Annotated in this window: 20 protein-coding genes; 8 read left to right on the top strand and 12 right to left on the bottom strand. The window is 60.2% G+C overall.

Translation table 11 applies throughout. The features are described from left to right. Positions 1-60: 60 nt before the first annotated feature. Entirely contained in the window at positions 61-1,509 is a 1,449-nt protein-coding gene (gene thiI, locus QMZ29_RS15740; protein WP_025301756.1) for a tRNA uracil 4-sulfurtransferase ThiI, read from the bottom strand. Between the two features lie 160 nt (positions 1,510-1,669). On the opposite strand from thiI, the gene xseB reads away from it, so the two are divergent. From xseB to QMZ29_RS15720, 4 genes are all read left to right on the top strand, one after another. Then, positions 1,670-1,933, top strand: a complete 264-nt coding sequence (gene xseB, locus QMZ29_RS15735) for an exodeoxyribonuclease VII small subunit (protein WP_025301755.1) — start codon at positions 1,670-1,672, stop codon at positions 1,931-1,933. Between the two features lie 5 nt (positions 1,934-1,938). Further along, entirely contained in the window at positions 1,939-2,859 is a 921-nt protein-coding gene (gene ispA / locus QMZ29_RS15730; RefSeq protein ID WP_282980760.1) for a (2E,6E)-farnesyl diphosphate synthase, read from the top strand. A 34-nt stretch (positions 2,860-2,893) separates the two neighbouring features. Continuing rightward, complete coding sequence (dxs, locus tag QMZ29_RS15725) at positions 2,894-4,759, top strand: 1-deoxy-D-xylulose-5-phosphate synthase (RefSeq protein WP_025301753.1); 1,866 nt, start codon at positions 2,894-2,896, stop codon at positions 4,757-4,759. Positions 4,760-4,866: 107 nt separating this feature from the next. Next, positions 4,867-5,841 (top strand): aldo/keto reductase, encoded by a 975-nt coding sequence (locus QMZ29_RS15720; RefSeq protein ID WP_049206201.1) that lies wholly within the window; start codon positions 4,867-4,869, stop codon positions 5,839-5,841. A gap of 33 nt (positions 5,842-5,874) precedes the next feature. Here QMZ29_RS15720 and pgpA read toward each other — a convergent pair whose 3' ends face one another. From pgpA to nrdR, 6 genes are all read right to left on the bottom strand, one after another. Further along, entirely contained in the window at positions 5,875-6,369 is a 495-nt protein-coding gene (gene pgpA, locus QMZ29_RS15715) for a phosphatidylglycerophosphatase A (protein ID WP_004940382.1), read from the bottom strand. Then, positions 6,362-7,354: a thiamine-phosphate kinase gene (gene thiL / locus QMZ29_RS15710; RefSeq protein ID WP_043135634.1), complete on the bottom strand. Its 993-nt coding sequence runs from the start codon at positions 7,352-7,354 to the stop codon at positions 6,362-6,364. Before thiL ends, pgpA begins: the two co-directional genes overlap by 8 nt. A gap of 51 nt (positions 7,355-7,405) precedes the next feature. Next, positions 7,406-7,822, bottom strand: coding sequence for a transcription antitermination factor NusB (nusB, locus tag QMZ29_RS15705; RefSeq protein WP_004940384.1), 417 nt, complete (start codon positions 7,820-7,822; stop codon positions 7,406-7,408). Between the two features lie 20 nt (positions 7,823-7,842). Further along, entirely contained in the window at positions 7,843-8,313 is a 471-nt protein-coding gene (ribH, locus tag QMZ29_RS15700; protein WP_004940385.1) for a 6,7-dimethyl-8-ribityllumazine synthase, read from the bottom strand. A 107-nt stretch (positions 8,314-8,420) separates the two neighbouring features. Next, the gene (gene ribD / locus QMZ29_RS15695; RefSeq protein WP_025301750.1) at positions 8,421-9,530 is read right to left on the bottom strand and encodes a bifunctional diaminohydroxyphosphoribosylaminopyrimidine deaminase/5-amino-6-(5-phosphoribosylamino)uracil reductase RibD; all 1,110 of its coding nucleotides are present in this window, start codon (positions 9,528-9,530) and stop codon (positions 8,421-8,423) included. Between the two features lie 10 nt (positions 9,531-9,540). After that, positions 9,541-9,990 carry a transcriptional regulator NrdR gene (gene nrdR / locus QMZ29_RS15690; protein WP_004940387.1) on the bottom strand — a complete coding sequence of 150 codons (450 nt, stop codon included), beginning with the start codon at positions 9,988-9,990 and terminating at the stop codon, positions 9,541-9,543. 176 nt (positions 9,991-10,166) lie between these two features. On the opposite strand from nrdR, the gene QMZ29_RS15685 reads away from it, so the two are divergent. Further along, a complete protein-coding gene (locus tag QMZ29_RS15685; protein ID WP_261425512.1) occupies positions 10,167-10,727 on the top strand; it encodes a SadB/YajI family lipoprotein in 561 nt (186 codons plus the stop codon). A gap of 64 nt (positions 10,728-10,791) precedes the next feature. On the opposite strand, the gene secF is transcribed toward QMZ29_RS15685, so the two are convergent. From secF to queA, 5 genes are all read right to left on the bottom strand, one after another. Continuing rightward, positions 10,792-11,760, bottom strand: a complete 969-nt coding sequence (gene secF, locus QMZ29_RS15680; RefSeq protein WP_004940389.1) for a protein translocase subunit SecF — start codon at positions 11,758-11,760, stop codon at positions 10,792-10,794. Between the two features lie 10 nt (positions 11,761-11,770). Next, complete coding sequence (gene secD, locus QMZ29_RS15675) at positions 11,771-13,618, bottom strand: protein translocase subunit SecD (RefSeq protein WP_004940390.1); 1,848 nt, start codon at positions 13,616-13,618, stop codon at positions 11,771-11,773. A gap of 24 nt (positions 13,619-13,642) precedes the next feature. Continuing rightward, entirely contained in the window at positions 13,643-13,975 is a 333-nt protein-coding gene (gene yajC / locus QMZ29_RS15670) for a preprotein translocase subunit YajC (RefSeq protein WP_004940391.1), read from the bottom strand. A 33-nt stretch (positions 13,976-14,008) separates the two neighbouring features. Next, the gene (tgt, locus tag QMZ29_RS15665) at positions 14,009-15,133 is read right to left on the bottom strand and encodes a tRNA guanosine(34) transglycosylase Tgt (RefSeq protein ID WP_016928877.1); all 1,125 of its coding nucleotides are present in this window, start codon (positions 15,131-15,133) and stop codon (positions 14,009-14,011) included. 72 nt (positions 15,134-15,205) lie between these two features. Next, positions 15,206-16,276 (bottom strand): tRNA preQ1(34) S-adenosylmethionine ribosyltransferase-isomerase QueA, encoded by a 1,071-nt coding sequence (queA, locus tag QMZ29_RS15660; protein ID WP_033651079.1) that lies wholly within the window; start codon positions 16,274-16,276, stop codon positions 15,206-15,208. 120 nt (positions 16,277-16,396) lie between these two features. Between queA and QMZ29_RS15655 the strand changes: the two genes are divergently transcribed. From QMZ29_RS15655 to ggt, 3 genes are all read left to right on the top strand, one after another. Further along, positions 16,397-16,978, top strand: coding sequence for an ACP phosphodiesterase (locus QMZ29_RS15655; protein ID WP_025301748.1), 582 nt, complete (start codon positions 16,397-16,399; stop codon positions 16,976-16,978). A 229-nt stretch (positions 16,979-17,207) separates the two neighbouring features. Further along, positions 17,208-17,810 carry a peroxiredoxin C gene (locus tag QMZ29_RS15650; protein WP_004940403.1) on the top strand — a complete coding sequence of 201 codons (603 nt, stop codon included), beginning with the start codon at positions 17,208-17,210 and terminating at the stop codon, positions 17,808-17,810. 234 nt (positions 17,811-18,044) lie between these two features. Next, positions 18,045-19,808, top strand: coding sequence for a gamma-glutamyltransferase (gene ggt, locus QMZ29_RS15645; RefSeq protein ID WP_261425513.1), 1,764 nt, complete (start codon positions 18,045-18,047; stop codon positions 19,806-19,808). The last annotated feature ends 44 nt before the right edge of the window (positions 19,809-19,852 follow it).

Genomic DNA, 19,852 nt, shown 5'->3' with positions numbered 1-19,852 from the left:
TGCCGATAAAAAAAGGGCTGAACATCGGTTCAGCCCTTTTCGTTGATGCCGCTCCGTGCGTTACGGGCGATAAACCTTCACGTTGTTGAAGCCCTGCTCCAACAGGTACAGCGCCTGCAGGCGGCTCATCACGCCGCGCTCGCAGTACAGCAGGTAGGTTTTGCTCTGGTCCAGATTACCAAACTGGGTGCTCAGCTTGTAGAACGGCAGCGCTTTCACTTCAACCTGTTCCAGCTGCAGCGGTTTCTCTTCCTGCTCGTCGTTGGAGCGGATATCCAGGATCACCTCGTCGGCGCCGAAGGCCGCGACGGTTTCCACCTCGGTCACCTGTTCCTGCGTCTGTTCGGCGATAGAGCGGATATCAACGTTCTTCGCCTCGCTCACCACGCGGTCAAGAATGCTGAAATCGAAGTGGCTCTCTTCCTCTTCGATCTTGGCCTTGACGGCTTTTACCGTCGGGCTCTTCGAAATCACACCGCAATATTCCGGCATGGTTTTGGCGAAGTCTTCAGTGCCGATTTCGCGCGCCAGCTTGATGATGTGCTCTTTATCGTGCGAGATCAGCGGACGCAGGATCAAGGTATCGGATGCATTGTCGATCAAGCGCAGGTTGGTCAGCGTCTGGCTGGAGACCTGCCCCAGCGCCTCACCGGTCACCAGCGCCTGCACGCCGTAGCGTTCGGCCACTTGCGAAGCGGCGCGCACCATCATGCGCTTGAGCACCACGCCCATCTGGCCGTCGTCGACCTTCTCCAGGATCTCGCCCACCACCGGCTCGAAGTCGATAGCGACGAAGCGCACCTTGTGCGAACTGGCGAAGCGATTCCAGAGATAATGTGCCACCTGCTTCACGCCGATCTCGTGCGCAGCGCCGCCCAGGTTGAAGAAGCAGAAGTGCACGCGGCAACCGCGACGCATCAACATATAGCTGGAGACGCCCGAGTCGAAACCGCCGGAAATCAGCGACAGTACGTCTTCCTGGGTGCCGACCGGGTAACCACCGATGCCTTCGAGGCGGCGTTTGACCAGCATCAGCTTGTCGTCTTCAATCTCCAGGTTTACCGTGACCTGCGGGCGGGTCAGGTTAACGCGCGCGCTCTCGATATGCTGGTTCAGGCCGCCGCCGACGTAGCGCTCCACGTCCTGCGAATTGAACGCCTGCTTGCCGCGGCGTTTGACGCGCACGCAGAAGGTTTTGCCTTCCAACTGGGCGCGGTAGGCTTCCAGCGTCTGCTCGAAGATGTGGTGGATGTCGGTATAAGCGCGGTCTTCCACTTCCAAAATATGGTGGATGCCGGGAATGCGCGTCAGGGCGTCGGCGATGATCGGCCGCTGGTTTTCATCTTTGGCGCGAACTTCGATATGATCCCAGTGACGGACGACCGCCAGCGTTTCATCATACTGCTTCAGGACGTTGCGAATATTGGTCGAGAGAATCTTGATAAAGCGCAAGCGCACAGATTGGCTCTTGATGGTGATTTCCGGGAACAATTTAATGATAAACTTCATGGCGGTCTTTGTTGTCAGATAAGAATTACGGCGCGGAGTATATCACCATATCGCCGTGCTCTGCGCACAAAACCACACATGAGCGCCATGATTTGCTAATCAAGATCCGCTAGGATAGGCTCTGGCGCCACGGTTCACATGATGACGTAAAAAGAAAATTATGCCGAAAAAACCAGCACAATCAGCCAGTACAGAGCAAACTGCCAGCTTTGAAAGCGCCCTCGGCGAGCTGGAAAGCATCGTGACGCGCCTGGAGTCAGGCGAATTGCCGCTGGAAGACGCGCTGAACGAGTTCGAACGTGGCGTACAGCTGGCGCGTCAAGGCCAGCAGAAACTGCAACAGGCGGAACAGCGTGTGCAGATACTCCTTAACGACAGCGCCGACGATGCGGCGCTGACGCCTTTCACACCGGATACCGAGTAACCGACATGTCTGAGATCGCCCCATCGGCCGCTTTTGCCGATCAAATGCAGATTTTCCGCCAGCGTGCCGATCGCGCGCTGTTGGACTTCATCGCCCCGCTGCCGTTCAACCACGGCAACATGGTGGCGGCGATGCGTCATGGCGCCTTGCTGGGCGGCAAGCGCCTACGGCCGTTCCTGGTCTACACCACCGGCCAGATGTTCGGCGTGTCGCTGAGCAACCTGGATGCGCCGGCGGCAGCGGTGGAATGCATTCATGCCTACTCGCTGATCCACGACGATCTGCCGGCGATGGACGACGACGATCTGCGCCGCGGCCAGCCGACCTGCCACATTAAATTCGGCGAAGCCAACGCGATCCTGGCCGGCGATGCGCTGCAAACGCTGGCGTTTTCGATCCTGGCCGATGCCGAAATGCCTGACGTGGCGTTGCGCGATCGGCTGGCGATGGTCTCCGAACTGGCGACCGCCAGCGGCGTAGCCGGCATGTGCGGCGGCCAATCACTGGATCTGGAAGCCGAAGGCAAGCGCGTCGATCTGCAGGCGCTAGAGCAGATCCACCGCCACAAAACCGGCGCACTGATCCGCGCGGCGGTGCGCTTGGGCGCGCTGAGCGCCGGCGAAGCCGGGCGAGCGGCGCTGCCGCAGCTGGATCGTTATGCCGCCGCGGTTGGTCTGGCGTTCCAGGTTCAGGATGACATTTTGGACGTTGTCGGCGAGACTGAGAAAATCGGCAAGCGCCAGGGAGCGGACCAACAACACGGAAAGAGTACCTACCCGGCGTTACTCGGGCTTGACAGCGCGAAAGCAAAAGCGTGGGATCTCTATCAGGAAGCATTAGCTGCATTGGACACTTTGGCAGCGCAATCTTATAACACAGCGCCATTGCGAGCGTTAGCCAGCTTCATTATTGAACGCGACAATTAACGTGTGACGTTAACTCCTCTGATATGAGTATCGAATGAGTCTTGATATAGCCAAATACCCAACCCTGGCGCTAGCGGAAAACCCCGAGGAACTCCGCTCGCTGCCCAAAGAGAGCTTGCCGAAGCTGTGCGATGAGCTGCGGCAATACCTGCTGAACAGCGTCAGTCGTTCCAGCGGCCACTTTGCCTCCGGGCTGGGTACCGTCGAACTGACGGTGGCGTTGCATTTCGTCTACAACACGCCGTTCGATCATCTGGTGTGGGACGTCGGCCACCAGGCCTACCCGCACAAAATTCTGACCGGCCGTCGCGACCGCATCGCCACCATTCGGCAAAAGAACGGCTTGCACCCCTTCCCGTGGCGCGCCGAAAGCGAATACGACGTGCTGTCGGTCGGCCACTCATCGACCTCGATCAGCGCCGGCCTCGGCATGGCGGTGGCGGCAGAGCGTGAAGGCAAAGGCCGCCGCACGGTGTGCGTGATCGGCGACGGCGCCATCACCGCCGGCATGGCGTTCGAAGCGATGAACCACGCCGGCGACATCAATCCGGACATGCTGGTGGTGCTGAACGACAATGAGATGTCGATCTCGGAAAACGTCGGCGCGCTGAACAATCACCTGGCGCAGCTGCTGTCCGGCAAGCTTTACTCCACCCTGCGCGAAGGCGGCAAGAAAGTGCTGGCCGGCGTGCCGCCGATCAAGGAGCTGGTGAAACGCACCGAAGAGCACCTGAAAGGCATGGTGGTGCCGGGTACGCTGTTCGAAGAGCTGGGCTTCAACTACATCGGCCCGGTAGACGGGCACGACGTACAGGGCCTGGTCGCCACGTTGAAAAACATGCGCGATCTGAAAGGCCCACAGCTGTTGCACATCATGACCAAGAAAGGCCGTGGTTACGCGCCGGCGGAGAAGGATCCGATCAGCTTCCACGCGGTGCCGAAGTTCGATCCCGCCAGCGGCACGCTGCCGAAAAGCGCCGGAGGTCTGCCGACCTATTCGAAAATCTTCGGCGACTGGCTGTGTGAAACCGCCGCCAAAGACAGCTCGCTGATGGCGATCACGCCGGCGATGCGCGAAGGCTCCGGCATGGTGCAGTTCTCTCGCGACTACCCGCAGCAATATTTCGACGTGGCGATCGCCGAGCAGCACGCGGTCACTTTCGCCGCCGGGCTGGCGATCGGCGGCTACAAGCCGGTGGTGGCGATCTATTCCACCTTCCTGCAACGCGCCTACGATCAGCTGATCCATGATGTGGCGATCCAAAACCTGCCGGTGATGTTCGCCATCGATCGCGGCGGCATCGTCGGCGCCGACGGCCAGACCCATCAGGGGGCGTTCGATCTGTCGTTCATGCGCTGCATCCCGACCATGGTGATCATGACGCCAAGCGACGAGAACGAATGCCGGCAGATGCTGTATACCGGCTATCACTATAACGATGGCCCGAGCGCCGTGCGCTATCCGCGCGGCACCGGCACCGGCGCTGCGCTGGAGCCGCTCAGCCTGCTGCCGATCGGCAAAGGCGTGGTGCGCCGTCAGGGGGAAAAGATCGCCATTCTCAACTTCGGCACCCTGCTGCCGGAGGCCGCGCAAGCGGCGGAAGCGCTCAACGCCACGCTGGTCGACATGCGCTTCGTCAAACCGCTGGACGAGCAGTTGGTGCTCGAACTGGCCGCCAGCCATGAAACGCTGGTCACGCTGGAAGAGAACGCGATCATGGGCGGCGCCGGTAGCGGCGTTAACGAACTGCTGATGGCCAAACGCCGCCCGGTGCCGGTGCTGAACCTCGGCCTGCCGGACAGCTTCGTCTCGCAGGGCAGCCAGGAAGAGCTGCGTGCCGATCTGGGGCTGGACGCCGCCGGTATTCAGCGCCAAATCGAAACCTGGCTGGCGCAGTAATCAGCCCCCGCGCCTGAAAAAACGCCTCCGCTCTCGGGGGCGTTTTCGTTTCCGCCCTTCGGGATCCGCGCTACAGTTACTGTCTGAGCTGTGAATGGGAGGCAAGCATGAAGTACCTGAAACTGGGCAACACCGATCTGAACGTCTCGCGCATCTGCCTGGGTTGCATGACCTACGGCGAACCGAACCGCGGCAATCACGCCTGGACGCTGCCTGAAGAGAGTAGCCGTCCGCTGCTGAAACAGGCACTGGAAGCCGGCATCAACTTTTTCGACACCGCCAACAGCTATTCCGACGGCAGCAGCGAGGAGATCCTCGGACGGGCACTGCGCGACTATGCGCGCCGCGAGGAGGTGGTGATCGCCACCAAGGTGTATTTCCCGCTGAGCAACCTGGAGCGCGGTTTGTCGCGCGCCAAGATCATGCAATCCATCGACGACAGCCTGCGGCGTCTGGGCACCGACTATGTCGATTTGCTGCAAATCCATCGCTGGGATTACGAAACGCCGCTGGAAGAGACGCTGGAAGCGCTGCACGACGTGGTGAAAGCCGGTAAGGCGCGATACATCGGCGCCTCCTCGATGTACGCCTGGCAGTTCGCCAAAGCGCTGTATACCGCCGATCTGCACGGCTGGACGCGCTTCGTCAGCATGCAGGATCAATACAACCTGATCCAGCGCGAAGAAGAGCGCGAGATGCACCCGCTGTGCGCCGCCGAAGGCATCGCCGTGCTGCCGTGGAGCCCGCTGGCGCGCGGCCGCCTGACCCGCCCCTGGGGCGAAACCACCGCGCGGCTGGTTTCCGACCAGTTCGGCAAGAGCCTGTACGAGGAAACCGAAGGCATTGACGCCATTATCGCCGAGCGCGTCGCCAGCCTCGCCGACGAACGCGGCGTGTCACGCGCGCAGATCGCGCTGGCCTGGCTGCTGAACAAGCCGGCGGTCAGCGCACCGATCGTCGGCGCTTCGCGCAGCGAACAGCTGGACGACGCCATCGCCGCAGTCGATTTGAGTTTGTCGCCGCAAGAGGTGGCGGAACTGGAGACGGCTTACGTGCCGCACCGGGTGACAGGGTTTGAATAAAGAGAAGCGGGCGCGAAGAAGCGCGCCCGTCTGTCAGAACAGCCCGATCGGCCAGTGGTGCCCAATCAGGTAGATGATGCCGGCGGACAGCACGCCGGCGATGATATCGTCGACCATAATACCCATACCGCCATGCACGTTGCGGTCGAACCAGCGGATCGGCCACGGTTTCCACATATCCAGAATACGGAAGATGACGAAACCGGCGGCGACCCAGCGCCAATCGTTGACCGGCAACGCCATCAGCGTGATCCACATGCCGACGAACTCGTCCCAGACGATGCTGCCGTGATCGTGCACCTTCATGTCTTTTGCCGTGCGATGGCAAATATAGACACCGATGCAAATGCTGAACATCACCGCCAGCGAGTAAAGCTGCCACGGCAGTTGGATCAGCAGCAGCCAGAACGGGATCGCCGCCAGCGATCCCATGGTGCCCGGCATCACCGGCGACAAACCGCTGCCAAAACCGGTGGCCAGCAAGTGCCACGGATTGCTCATCCGCAGCCGGCGCTTGGCTTCATCCATCGGTGCCCGGCTCCGCGTTGAAATGATCGAAGCCGGCCCAGTCCAGCTCTACCGCCTCATCGTCGCGATAATAGCGAATACCTTCAGACAGCGGGCCAATTTGGCCGATACAGGTGTAGTCGGCTCCAAGGTGGCTCAGCGCCACTTCCAGCGCGCCGCGGTTGATCTCCGGCACGGTGAAGCACAGCTCGTAATCTTCGCCGCCCGCCAGCGCCCAACGCAGCGCCTGCTCGGCATCGGCGTGGCTGCTCAGCGCCTGCGACATCGGCAGCTCGTCCAGTACGATGCGTGCGCCACAGTCGCTGGCCTTCAGGATATGCTTCAGATCGGAAATCAGGCCATCGGAGATGTCGATCGCCGAGCTGGCCAGATCGCGCAGCGCCTGCCCCTGCAACACCCGCGGCTGCGGCCGCAGATGACGCGCGACCAGATAATCGCGCGCCGCCGCATCCGTCACCGCCAGGCGATCCTGCAGGATCGCCAGACCGGCGGCGCTGTCGCCCAGCGTGCCGGTCACATAGATCCAGTCGCCGATGCGCGCGCCGCTGCGGGTCAGCGCCCGGCCGGCCGGGATCAGCCCCTGAATGGTCAACGTCATGCTCAGCGGGCCGCGCGTGGTATCGCCGCCAATCAGCTGCATGCCGTAATAGTTGAGCTGATCGAACAGGCTGTCGCTGAAGGCCTTCAGCCACGGCTCGTTCACCTCCGGCAGGGTCAGGGCCAGCGAGAGCCACGCAGGATCGGCGCCCATCGCCGCCAGATCGCTCAGATTGACCGCCAGCGCCTTGTAACCGAGATCGGCCGGATCGATGTCCGGCAGGAAGTGAATGCCCGCCACCAGCGTATCGGTACTGACGGCCACCAGCTGTTTTTCCGGCACTGCCAGCAGTGCGCAGTCATCTCCAATGCCCAACTGTACATCCCGGCGCACGCGCTTAAACCGGTCAAAATAGCGGGCAATGAGGTCAAATTCGCCGCATGCCATATCGATATTCCACTAGAAGAAATTAAGGCCGGGAATGCCGGCCTTAATGTTTTACTTTTTCTTGCGAAGGGTTGGCGCCACTTTATCCAGCACCCCGTTCACAAACTTGTGGCTGTCTTCCGCGCCGAAGGTTTTCGCCAGCTCGATCGCTTCGTTAATCGCCACCTTATAAGGGACATCCTCGCGCATTTTCAGTTCAAACAGCGCGACGCGCAGCACCGCGCGCTCCACCTGGCCCAGCTCTTCGAGCTGACGCGACAGGTAAGGCGCCATCAGTTCGTCCAGCATACCTGCATTCACTGCCGCGCCGGACAGCAACTCGCGAAAATAGGCGACGTCAACATCTTTGACATCCTGCTCCGTCAGGAACTGGTGTTCAACATCGGCAAGGTCGTTTTTAGACAACTGCCAAGAGTAAAGCGCTTGAACAGCGCACTCACGAGCGCGGCGACGAGCAGCAGGTTTCACGGAATTCCCCTTAACTAAATTCAGGCTTTAATAGCTTTGATAACATTAATCATTTCAAGTGCGGTCAGCGCGGCTTCAGCGCCCTTGTTGCCCGCTTTGGTGCCGGCGCGTTCGATCGCCTGTTCGATGCTTTCGGTGGTCAGCACGCCAAAGGCAACCGGGATTTCGGCATTCATCGCAACGTTGCCGATGCCGGAGCTGGCTTCGCCCGCTACATATTCGAAGTGCGCGGTGCCCCCACGGATAACGGTGCCCAGCGCGATAACCGCGTCGTATTTGCCGGTTTTGGCCAATACGCTCGCCGTCAGCGGCAGCTCGTAAGCGCCCGGGACCCAGACAACGGTGATGTTGTCGTCAGCAACCTGACCAATGCGTTTCAGCGCGTCGATGGCACCTTCCAGCAGGCTGTCGTTGATGAAATTGTTAAAACGTGCAATTGCGATCGCCACACGGGCATTTGGAGTAGCAACAACACCTTCGATAACTTTCATGGGCTTTCCTTAAAAATGGGTTCAATACCCCGCAGGGGGGCGGATTCTATCATATTCTTTCATCGCCTGCGCGGCGCTTTTGTAAAACCGGCGCGCGGGCGCGAGATTCAGTGTTTCGCCCGCAGGCGCAAACGCAGATCGGGGCCAACCTGACGCACGTCGCTAAAGACGAATTCCGGCGCGTCGGCCAGCCGTTCCAGGCCCGGCAGATGACACAGGCCACGGCCATTATCGCCCAACAGTTTCGGCGCGATGTACAAAATGAGCTCATCCACCAGGCCAGCCTGCAGCAGCGCGCCGGCCAGCGTTGCGCCCGCCTCTACCCAGATTGAATTCACCTGGCGCTTGGCCAACAGCATCATCATCACCACCAGATCGATGCCGCCGCCGTGCGCCGGGCAGATAAACTGTTCGACCTCTTGCGGCCAGGCCTGTTCATCCGCCTGCAGACGCGCCAGCCAGGTAGCGCCCGGCTGCTGCACCACGCGGTGCTGCGGGGTAATGCGATTTTGGCTGTCGAGCAGGATGCGCAGCGGCTGGCGCAGATTTTCGCGCGGATAGAGGCGCTGCGTCTCGGCGTCCAGCTCATCCCAACGCACCGTCAGCGACGGATCGTCCGCCAGTACGGTGGCGCTGGTGCTGAGAATGGCGGCGCTCTGCGCGCGCAGGCGCTGCACGTCCTGACGCGCTTCGGGTGAGGTGATCCACTGGCTTTCGCCGGAGGCCATCGCCGTGCGGCCGTCCAGCGACGCGCCCAGCTTCAGCTGCACATAGGGGAAACCGGTGCGCATGCGTTTGAGGAAGCCCAGGTTGACCGCTTCGGCCTCGGCCAGCATCAGGCCATGACGGACTTCGACGCCGGCTTGCTGCAGCTTGTACAAGCCGCGCCCCGCCACCTGAGGATTGGGATCTTGCATCGCCGCGACCACCCGCGTCACGCCGGCGGCCACCAGCGCATCGGCGCAGGGCGGCGTGCGGCCGTGGTGACTGCACGGTTCGAGCGTGACATAGGCAGTGGCGCCGCGCGCCTTGTCGCCCGCCATGCGCAGCGCGTGCACTTCCGCATGCGGCTCGCCGGCGCGCAGATGATAGCCTTCACCGACAATTTCGCCGTCGCGCACGATAACGCAGCCGACGTTCGGATTGGGCGCGGTGGTGAAACGCCCCAGCCGCGCCAGTTCGAAGGCGCGCGCCATGTAAAATTCGTCGTGATGCATGAAAGATCCTTTAGTCTTGCAGGCGGGCAATCTCTTCACCGAACTCGCGCACGTCTTCGAAGCTGCGATACACCGACGCGAAGCGAATGTAGGCCACCTTATCCAGCTTTTTCAGCGCGTCCATCACCAGATTGCCGACTAACTTGGTCGGCACTTCGCGTTCGCCGGTGGCGCGCAGTTGGGATTTGATATGATTAAGGGCGTTTTCCACATCGTCCGAGCTGACCGGGCGCTTTTCCAGCGCTTTCAGCATGCCGCGACGCAGTTTGTCTTCGTTGAACGGCTCGCGCACCTCATCGCTTTTAATCACTCGCGGCATCACCAGCTCGGCCACCTCGAAGGTGGTGAAGCGTTCATTGCATACCAGACACTGGCGGCGGCGGCGCACTTGCGAACCGTCCCCCACCAGGCGGGAATCGATGACTTTGGTATCAACGGCGGCGCAGAAAGGGCAATGCATAACACGTCCTGATAAACGTTTTTTATAGATAAATGCAGTTTAACCCGAAGTGCAGCCACAACAAAGGGCGGCGGCCATTTGTTGCGACAGGCGGCGGGAAGGTGGCAGCGATATGACTTTCACCACTATGCGGACTAAGCTTGATAGCAGGAGACTCAGCATAGGAAATCGCCGTCATGACAACCTGTTACCCTAAAATCGGCCTGCTCGCCGCCGCCATTTTGCTGGCGGGCTGCGCGCACAACACCGCCGTGCCTCAGCTGCGCCATCAGGTCGCCGCGCTGAACCAGAAAGTGAGCGTACTGACCGACCAAACCACCGCACTGGAGCGGCAGAATTTGCTCAATCAGCACTCCGACAATGGCGTCTACCTGCTGCCGGCGGCTCGAAGCGCTGCCCGTTTGCAGAGCAGCATCGGCGAACTGAGCGTTTCGCTGAGCCACATCAAGAGCGAAGCCAACGGCACGCAGGCGCAGCTGCATGTGCGCATCCTCTCACAGGCTACGCTGCCGCCGTTCAACGCGGTGGTGGAATGGGGTCAACTGGATGAGGCCACCGGCCGGCCGCTGACCGCCGAAGCACTGTCGCAACCGATCGCCAGCGCCGACTCGCTGCTGCCGAAACCCGGTCAGGACTTCGAGCTACGCTTCAGCGGCCTGACGCCGGAACAGCTCGGCTATATCCGTCTGCACAGCCTGGTGGCCACCGCCCAACCGGCGGTGGTGCCGCAACGCTGAAACCCAAAGCAAAAAAAAGGAGCGCCATTGGCGCTCCTTCTCATTTCGCTGAATACTGCGGCGGTTAAGGCAGAATCGAAGGCTGATCCGCGCCCTCTTTTTCCACTTTTTGCTGCAGCATGTGCTCGCGTTTCATCCCCAGCTTCAACGCCAGCGCGGACGCGACGTAGATGGAAGAAACGGTACCGATCGACACGCCGATCAGCATCGCCAGCGAGAAGCCTTGCAGCATCGCGCCACCGAAGATGTACAGCATCAGCACCACCATCAGGGTAGTACCGGAAGTCATCAGCGTACGGCTCAGCGTCTGGGTCAACGACACGTTCATGATCTCGTAAGGCGTACCGCGGCGGATCTTGCGGAAGTTCTCACGAATACGGTCGGAGACCACGATGCTGTCGTTCAGCGAGTAACCGATAACCGACATCAGGGAAGCGACGATGGTCAGGTCAATCTCGATGTGGAACAGCGACAGCACGCCCAGCGTGATGATCACGTCGTGCGCCAGCGCGATAACCGCCCCCAGCGCCAGGCGCCATTCGAAGCGGAAACCGACGTAGATCAGGATACAGATCAACGCCACCAGCAGCGCCATGCCGCCGGTTTGCGCCAGCTCGCTGCCCACGCTCGGGCCGACGAACTCGATGCGCTTCACGGTGGCGTTTTTATCCACCGAGTCGTTGATCACGCCGATCACCTTGTTGCCCAGTTCCTGGCCTGCGGTGCCGGTCGCCGGTGGCATGCGCACCATCACGTCGCGGCTGCTGCCGAAGTTCTGGATGATCGGATCCTGGAACCCGGCCTTCTCCAGCGTATCGCGCATCAGGTCAAGGTTAGCCGGCTTCTCCAGGTTGATTTCAATCACCGTACCGCCGGTGAAATCCAGACCCCAGTTAAACCCGCGCACCGACATGGTGACGATCGACGCGACCAATAGCAGCAACGAGATGCCGAAGGCCAAATAGTCCCAGCGCATAAAGTCGTAGACTTTACGGCCGTAGTTGAGTTGCTCAACAGTATAATCCTGTGCCACAACGCACTCCTCAGATAGACAGCTTGTTAATGCGTTTGCCGCCGTAAAGCAGGTTGACGATGGCACGGGTACCGACAATCGCGGTGAACATGGAGGTCGCCACACCGATCGCGGTGGTGATCGCAAAGCCTTTGATCGAACCGGTGCCCACTGCGTACAGGATGACCGCGGTGATCAGCGTGGTGATGTTGGCGTCGACGATACTGGAGAACGCGCCTTTATAGCCCTCATGGATCGCCTGCTGAACGGACCGGCCATTCTTCAGCTCTTCCTTGATACGTTCGTTAATCAGTACGTTGGCGTCGACCGCCACCGCCAGCGTCAACACGATCCCGGCAATGCCCGGCATGGTCAGCGTCGCCCCCGGTAACAGGGACATCACGCCGACGATCAGCACCAGGTTGGCGACCAGCGCCGTGGTGGCGATCACGCCGAACTTACGGTACCAGACCACCATGAAGACGATGGACGCCACCAGGCCCCACAGACAGGCTTCCAGACCTTGGGTGATGTTCTGCTGACCCAGGGTTGGACCGATGGTGCGCTCTTCAACGATCTGAATCGGCGCGATCAGCGCACCCGCACGCAGCAGCAGCGAAAGCTGACGCGCTTCGTTCGGGTTGCCGATACCGGTGATGCGGAAGCTGTTGCCCAGACGTGACTGAATGTTCGCCACGTTGATCACTTCTTCCTGTTTCACCAGCACCGCACGGCCGTTGGCGTCTTTCTTGCCGCTGTCCTTATACTCCACGAACAGGGTCGCCATCGGCTTGCCGATGTTGTCCTTGGTGAAGTTGGACATGGACGTGCCGCCGGCGCTGTCCAGCGAGATGTTAACCTGCGGCTGGTTGTATTCGTCGGTGCTCGAGGTGGAGTCGGTGATGTGGTCACCGGTCAGGATCACGCGCTTGTACAGCACGATCGGCTGGCCGTCACGGGTGTATTTCACCTCGGAATCGCCCGGCACGCGGCCGTTGGCCGCCGCAGTGGCGTCCGCATTGGTGTTCACCAGACGGAATTCGAGGGTCGCGGTGGCGCCCAGAATTTCTTTGGCGCGCGCGGTGTCCTGAATGCCCGGCAGCTCGACCACGATGCGGTCAGCGCCCTGGCGCTGCACCAGCGGTTCGGCGACGCCGAGCTGGTTGACGCGGTTACGCAGGATAGTGATGTTCTGCTGGACGGCGTATTCACGCGCTTCGCTCAGACGGGCGTCCGTCAGGTTCGCTTTCATGGTGTTGGCGCCGTTGGCGGACAGCACCAGATCGCGCTGACGCGGGCCGATGTAGCTGATGGCCTGGTCGCGAGCCGCATCGTCACGGAAGCGAACTTCCACGCCGTTGTTGTCCAGCTTGCGGATAGACGCGTAAGGAATGCCCTTCTCGCGCAGCTCGCTGCGCAGGGTATCCATGGTCTGTTCCTGCAGCTTGCTCAACGCGGTGTCCATGTCCACTTCCATCAGGAAGTGCACGCCGCCGCGCAGGTCCAGGCCGAGTTTCATCGGTTCTGCGCCCAGCATGGCCAGCCAGGTCGGCGTGGCCGGCGCCAGGTTCAGCGCCACGACGAATTTGTCACCCAGCTCGGTCACCAGCGCTTCGCGGGCGCGCAGCTGAACGTCAGGATCTTTAAAGCGAGCCAGGATAGCGCCATTTTCCAGCGCAATCGACTTGCTCGCGATGTTGTCTTTTTCTAATACGGTACGGACCTGGTCCAGCGTAGTTTCACTGGCGGCGACACCGCGCGCGCCAGTGATTTGTACGGCCGGATCCTCACCGTAGATGTTGGGAAGCGCATAAAGCAGACCGACGAGGATCACGACGATCAACATCAGATACTTCCACAAAGGATAACGGTTTAGCACGGCAATTCCCTTCGGGAAAAAAGATTACAGGGCCTTCATGGTACCTTTCGGCAGAACGGCCGCCACGAAGTCACGCTTGATCATCACTTCCGTGGTGTCGTTCAGCGCGATGGCGATGATGCCGGTGTCGGCCACTTTGGTCACACGACCGATCAGGCCGCCGGTGGTCAGCACTTCGTCGCCTTTACCGATGGAGTCCATCAGCTTCTTGTGATCTTTCGCGCGTTTCTGCTGTGGGCGCAGGATCATGAAGTAGAAGATCAGGCCGAACACCACCAGCATAATGATCAGAGAGTACGGGCTTCCCTGAGCCGGAGCCCCTGCGGATGCGACGGCGTCAGAAATGAAAAAGCTCATTGAAATTCCCTCATTAAGTTATCAATTATTAGATCAAGCGTTTAAAGGCGGAATCGGCTTGCCGATCCGACCATAGAAATCCGCAACAAACTGCTCTAATTTACCCTCTTCGATAGCCTGGCGTAAACCCGCCATCAGGCGCTGGTAGTGACGCAGGTTATGAATTGTGTTCAGTCGAGCACCCAATATTTCGTTGCAACGGTCGAGATGGTGCAAGTAGGCGCGGCTGTAATGGCGACACGTGTAGCAATCACAGTCCTTATCCAGCGGAGAAGTATCATCCTTGTGCTTGGCATTACGGATTTTTACCACACCGTCAGTCACGAACAAATGGCCGTTGCGGGCGTTGCGGGTCGGCATGACGCAGTCGAACATGTCGATGCCGCGGCGCACGCCTTCCACCAAATCTTCCGGCTTGCCGACGCCCATCAAATAGCGTGGCTTATCTTCCGGAATTTGCGGGCAAACGTGTTCAAGAATGCGATGCATATCCTCTTTCGGCTCGCCTACAGCCAAGCCGCCCACAGCGTACCCGTCAAAGCCGATATCCACCAGCCCTTTGACGGAAACATCACGTAAATCTTCGTAAACGCCGCCCTGAATGATGCCGAACAGCGCATTTTTATTTTCCAGCTCGTCGAAACGCTGGCGGCTGCGCTGCGCCCAACGCAGCGACATTTCCATCGAACGCTTGGCGTAGTCCCAGTCGGCCGGGTACGGCGTGCATTCGTCGAAGATCATCACGATGTCGGAACCCAGGTCATACTGGATTTCCATCGATTTTTCCGGGCTCAGGAACACCTTGTCGCCGTTGATCGGGTTGCGGAAGTACACGCCTTCCTCTTTGATCTTGCGCATCGCCCCCAGGCTGAACACCTGAAAACCGCCGGAGTCGGTGAGGATCGGGCCCGGCCACTGCATGAAGTCATGCAGATCGCCGTGCAGCTTCATGATCTCCTGGCCAGGGCGCAGCCACAGGTGGAAGGTGTTGCCCAGCAGGATCTGCGCGCCGGTTTCTTTCACTTCTTCCGGCGTCATGCCCTTGACCGTGCCGTAGGTGCCGACCGGCATAAAGGCCGGGGTTTCCACCACGCCGCGGTCGAAAATCAGGCGGCCGCGGCGTGCGCGGCCATCGGTAGTTTGTAGTTCGTACTTCACAAAGCCTCCAGCATCAGAGAAACAGTCTGATGTCGTTGAAACGGGGCCGCGCCGTAGGCGCAGCCCGGGAAATTAACCGCCGACGGACTCGTTTTCCGCCTGCGGATTACGGCTGATGAACATCGCATCGCCGTAGCTGAAAAAGCGGTACTGCTCGGCCACCGCCTGCTGATAGGCGTTCATGGTATTTTTGTAGCCGGCGAAGGCCGACACCAGCATGATCAAGGTCGATTCCGGCAGGTGGAAATTGGTCACCAGCGCGTCGATCACCTGGTAGTGATAGCCCGGATAGATAAAGATGCTGGTGTCGCCGAAGAACGGCGCAATCAGCGCCTCTTTGCTGGCCGCCGCGGCGCTTTCCAGCGAACGCACCGAGGTGGTGCCCACCGCCACGACGCGCTTGCCGCGCGCTTTGCAGGCCAGTACCGCATCCACCACCTCCTGCGGCACTTCGGCGTATTCGGCGTGCATCACGTGATCTTCGATGGTTTCCACGCGCACCGGCTGGAAGGTGCCGGCGCCGACGTGCAGCGTCACGAACGCCATTTCCACGCCTTTGGCGCGCAGCGCCGCCAGCAGCGGTTCGTCGAAGTGCAGGCCGGCGGTCGGCGCTGCGACCGCGCCCGGTTTCTCGCTGTAGACCGTCTGATACAGCTCACGGTCGGCGTCTTCATCCGGGCGAGCGATATAAGGCGGCAGCGGCATGTGGCCGGCCGCGTTGAGAAGGGTGAATACATCGCGTTCGTCGTTGAAGCGCAGCTCGAACAGCGTCTCGTGGCGCGCCACCATGGTAGCGGCGATGCTCTCATCATCCCCCAACAGCAGCTCGGCGCCCGGCTTGGGCGCTTTCGACGCGCGCACGTGCGCCAGCACGCGATGGTCGTCCAGCACGCGCTCCACCAGCACTTCTATCTTGCCACCGCTGACCTTGCGGCCGAACATGCGCGCCGGGATCACGCGGGTATTGTTGAACACCAGCAGGTCGCCGGCTTCCAGCTTATCCAGCAGATCGGTGAATACGCCGTGCGTCAGCGCCCCGCTCGGCCCGTCCAGCTGCAACAGGCGGCATGCGCTGCGCTCGGCCTGGGGATAGTGGGCAATCAGGGATTCGGGAAGTTCAAACGAAAAATCAGCGACGCGCATGGGTATTCACTTCTTCAATTTATGGCTGGTTGGTAAAAAACAGGCGGCCTAGTCTAAAGCCGGGGGCGGTCAGCGGCAAGAAATAAGGAGGATTTGCCTGACTTCGGGTATAGTTGAGGGATGAATTTTCTCGCTCATCTTCACCTGGCCATGCTGGCGGACAGCTCGCTGCTGGGCAACCTGCTGGCCGATTTCGTGCGCGGCAACCCCGCCGCCGACTACCAGCCCGACGTGGTGGCCGGCATCATGATGCACCGTCGCGTCGACGTGCTGACCGACAGCCTGCCGCAGGTCAAAGCCTGCCGCGACTATTTCAGCGCCCCCTACCGCCGCGTGGCGCCGATCACCCTCGACGTGGTGTGGGACCATTTTTTGGCGCGCCACTGGCAGCAGTTGGAGCCCTCACGCGACCTGCACCAGTTTACCCAGGAAGCCCGCAGCCAGATCGAACCTTACCTGCCGCTCACGCCGCCACGCTTTCAGAACCTGAACGGCTATCTGTGGCCGGAACGCTGGCTGGAACGCTACGCCGAATTGCCGTTCATCGCCCGGGTATTGCAGGGCATGGCCAGCCGCCGTCCGCGCCTCGATGCCCTGGCAGGCTCGTTCGCCGACGTCGAGCGACACTATCATCAGCTTGAAACACAATTCTGGCAGTTTTATCCACAAATGATGCAGCAGGCGAAGGAAAAAACGCTCTGAGGTCAAGCTCAAGCGTTTGAAATTGCAGCGCCTTGCAAGAATTTACGCTTTGCCGCTTGCCCTTTTGTGGGAAAAGGTTATTTTTAAAGCCTGTCAAATTTAATTAATGAATTTAATAGGTAAAAGCTATCTCATCGATTGGTCTTTTGCCCTTTATTCGCCAAGTCGTGGCCCCTATACTGGCCCTTGTTTTTACATCCACCCTTTAACACCTATTACAGGAGTAATTATGGTCCTGGTAACTCGTCAAGCCCCTGACTTCACTGCAGCTGCCGTACTGGGTAGCGGCGAAATCGTTGAAAACTTCAACCTGAAGAAGCACCTGAACGGTAAACCAGCCGTGCTGTTCTTCTGGCCAATGGACTTCACCTTCGTATGCCCTTCCGAGCTGATCGCTTTCGATCACCGCTATGAAGAGTTCCAGAAGCGTGGCGTTGAAGTGGTTGGCGTTTCCTTCGACTCAGAATTCGTCCACAACGCATGGCGTAAAACCCCTGTCGACAAAGGCGGCATCGGTGAAGTGAAATACGCAATGGTTGCTGACGTTAAGCGTGAAATCCAGAAAGCTTACGGCATCGAACACCCGGAAGCTGGCGTTGCGCTGCGCGGCTCCTTCCTGATCGACAAAGACGGCATCGTGCGTGCTCAGGTTGTTAACGACCTGCCAATCGGCCGTAACATCGACGAAATGATCCGTACCGTTGACGCGCTGCAATTCCACGAAGAGCACGGTGAAGTGTGCCCGGCTCAGTGGGAAAAAGGCAAAGCAGGTATGGGCGCTTCCCCAGACGGCGTGGCAAAATACCTGTCTGAAAACGCTGCCAAGCTGTAATTTCAGCCTGATAGTGAATCAACCGGCCCACGCGGCCGGTTTTTTTATGCCCCTTTTTGGGGCAGACCGCCCGCCTTCAGTGCTTTATTTCCCTGTTTCCGCTCACATTTCCCGCCCAGTTCGCCGCGTGAATGCCCATCTGCGGCTACTATCAATAACGCTGGCTCGCGCTTTGCAAGCGAACAGCAGCAAGCAAACACAACACAATAAAAAACTGACAGGGTAGGAATAACTATGTTTTTACAGAAATGGAGCAAACCCCTGACCATGGCGGCGCTGCTGGTCAGCGGCAGCCTGTATGCGGCATCCAACCCAGCGGTGGAAGCCAAAAACGGCATGGTGGTCACCTCGCAGCATCTGGCTTCGCAGGTCGGGGTGGATATCCTGAAAATGGGCGGCAACGCCATCGACGCCGCCGTGGCGGTCGGCTATGCGCAAGCGGTGGTGAACCCCTGCTGCGGCAACATCGGCGGCGGCGGCTTTATGACCGTCCACCTGGCGGACGGTACCGATACCTTCATCAACTTCCGCGAAACTGCGCCGGCGGCGGCCAGCGCCAACATGTATCTGGATGCCGACGGCAAGGTGAAGAAAGACGCCAGCCTGTACGGCTATCTGGCGGCGGGCGTGCCGGGCACCGTGCTGGGAATGGAAACCGCGCGTGAGAAGTACGGCAAACTGAGCCGCGAACAGGTGCTTGCGCCGGCGATCAAGCTGGCGCGCGAAGGCTTTGTGCTGACCCGCGCCGATACCGATATTCTCGACACCACCGTCGCACGCTTCAAACAGGATCCCGAGTCGGCCAAAATCTTCCTGCGCCCGGACGGCAGCCCGCTGCAGCCGGGGGACAAACTGGTGCAAACCGATCTGGCCAATACGCTGGAAGCCATCGCCAAAGGGGGAACCGACGCCTTCTACAAAGGCAAGATCCCACAGGCGGTGGAGGCGGCGGCCAAACAGGGCGGCGGCATTTTGACCGCCGCCGACTTCGCCGACTACAAGGTCACCGAAACGCCGCCGATCACCTGCAGCTATCGCGGCTACAAGTTCGTGTCGGCGCCGCCTCCCAGCTCCGGTGGCGTCACGCTGTGCGAAATCCTCAACGTGGTGGAAGGCTATGACCTGAAAAGCATGGGCTTCAACTCGGCGGCGGCCATTCACACCATGACCGAAGCGATGCGCCATGCCTACATGGATCGCAACACCTACCTCGGCGACCCGGAATTCATCAAGAACCCGATCGACCGGCTGGTGAGCAAGAGCTACGCCGAGCAGATCCGCAAGAAAATCGTCGCGGACAAGGCCACGCCGTCGGAAAACGTACAGCCCGGCATGGAACCGCATGAGAAGCCGGAAACCACCCATTATTCGATCGTCGACCACGACGGCAACGCGGTCTCCACCACCTATACCGTCAACGGCCGCTTCGGCGCCGTGGTGATCGCACCGGGCACCGGCTTCTTCCTCAACGACGAGATGGACGACTTCACGGTGAAAGTGGGCGAGAAAAACCTGTACGGGCTGGTGCAAGGCACCGCCAACAGCATTGCCCCCGGTAAGCGCCCACTATCGTCGATGAGCCCGACGCTGGTGACCAAGGACAACAAGATCTTTATGGTGCTGGGCTCGCCGGGCGGCTCACGCATCATCACCATTACCCTGCAGACCGCGTTGAACGTGATCGACCACGGTATGGCGCCGCAGGAAGCGGTGGACGCACCGCGCATCCATCACCAATGGTTGCCGGATGAGGTGTACTACGAACAGCGCGGCGTTTCCGCCGATACGCTGAAGCTGCTGAGCGGCATGGGCTATAAGATGGTCGAGCAAACGCCATGGGGCGCCGCCGAACTGATTCTGGTCGGTTTGCCGGGCGCGGCGGGCGTCAGCCCGACCAACTCCGGCAACGATTCGGCGGTTTCCGGCAAAGTGCGCGAAGGTTACCTGTACGGCGCCAACGACGTGCGTCGCCCGGCAGGCTCCGCGGTCGGTTACTGATGTAAACGCCTACTCACCTTGATCGCGGGGGCCTTACGGCCCCC

This window comes from Serratia sp. PF-27 (assembly GCF_030053255.1).
Lineage (GTDB): Bacteria > Pseudomonadota > Gammaproteobacteria > Enterobacterales > Enterobacteriaceae > Serratia > Serratia bockelmannii.
Note: the sequence above shows the minus strand (reverse complement) of the source record. Positions and strands in the feature narration are given on the sequence as shown.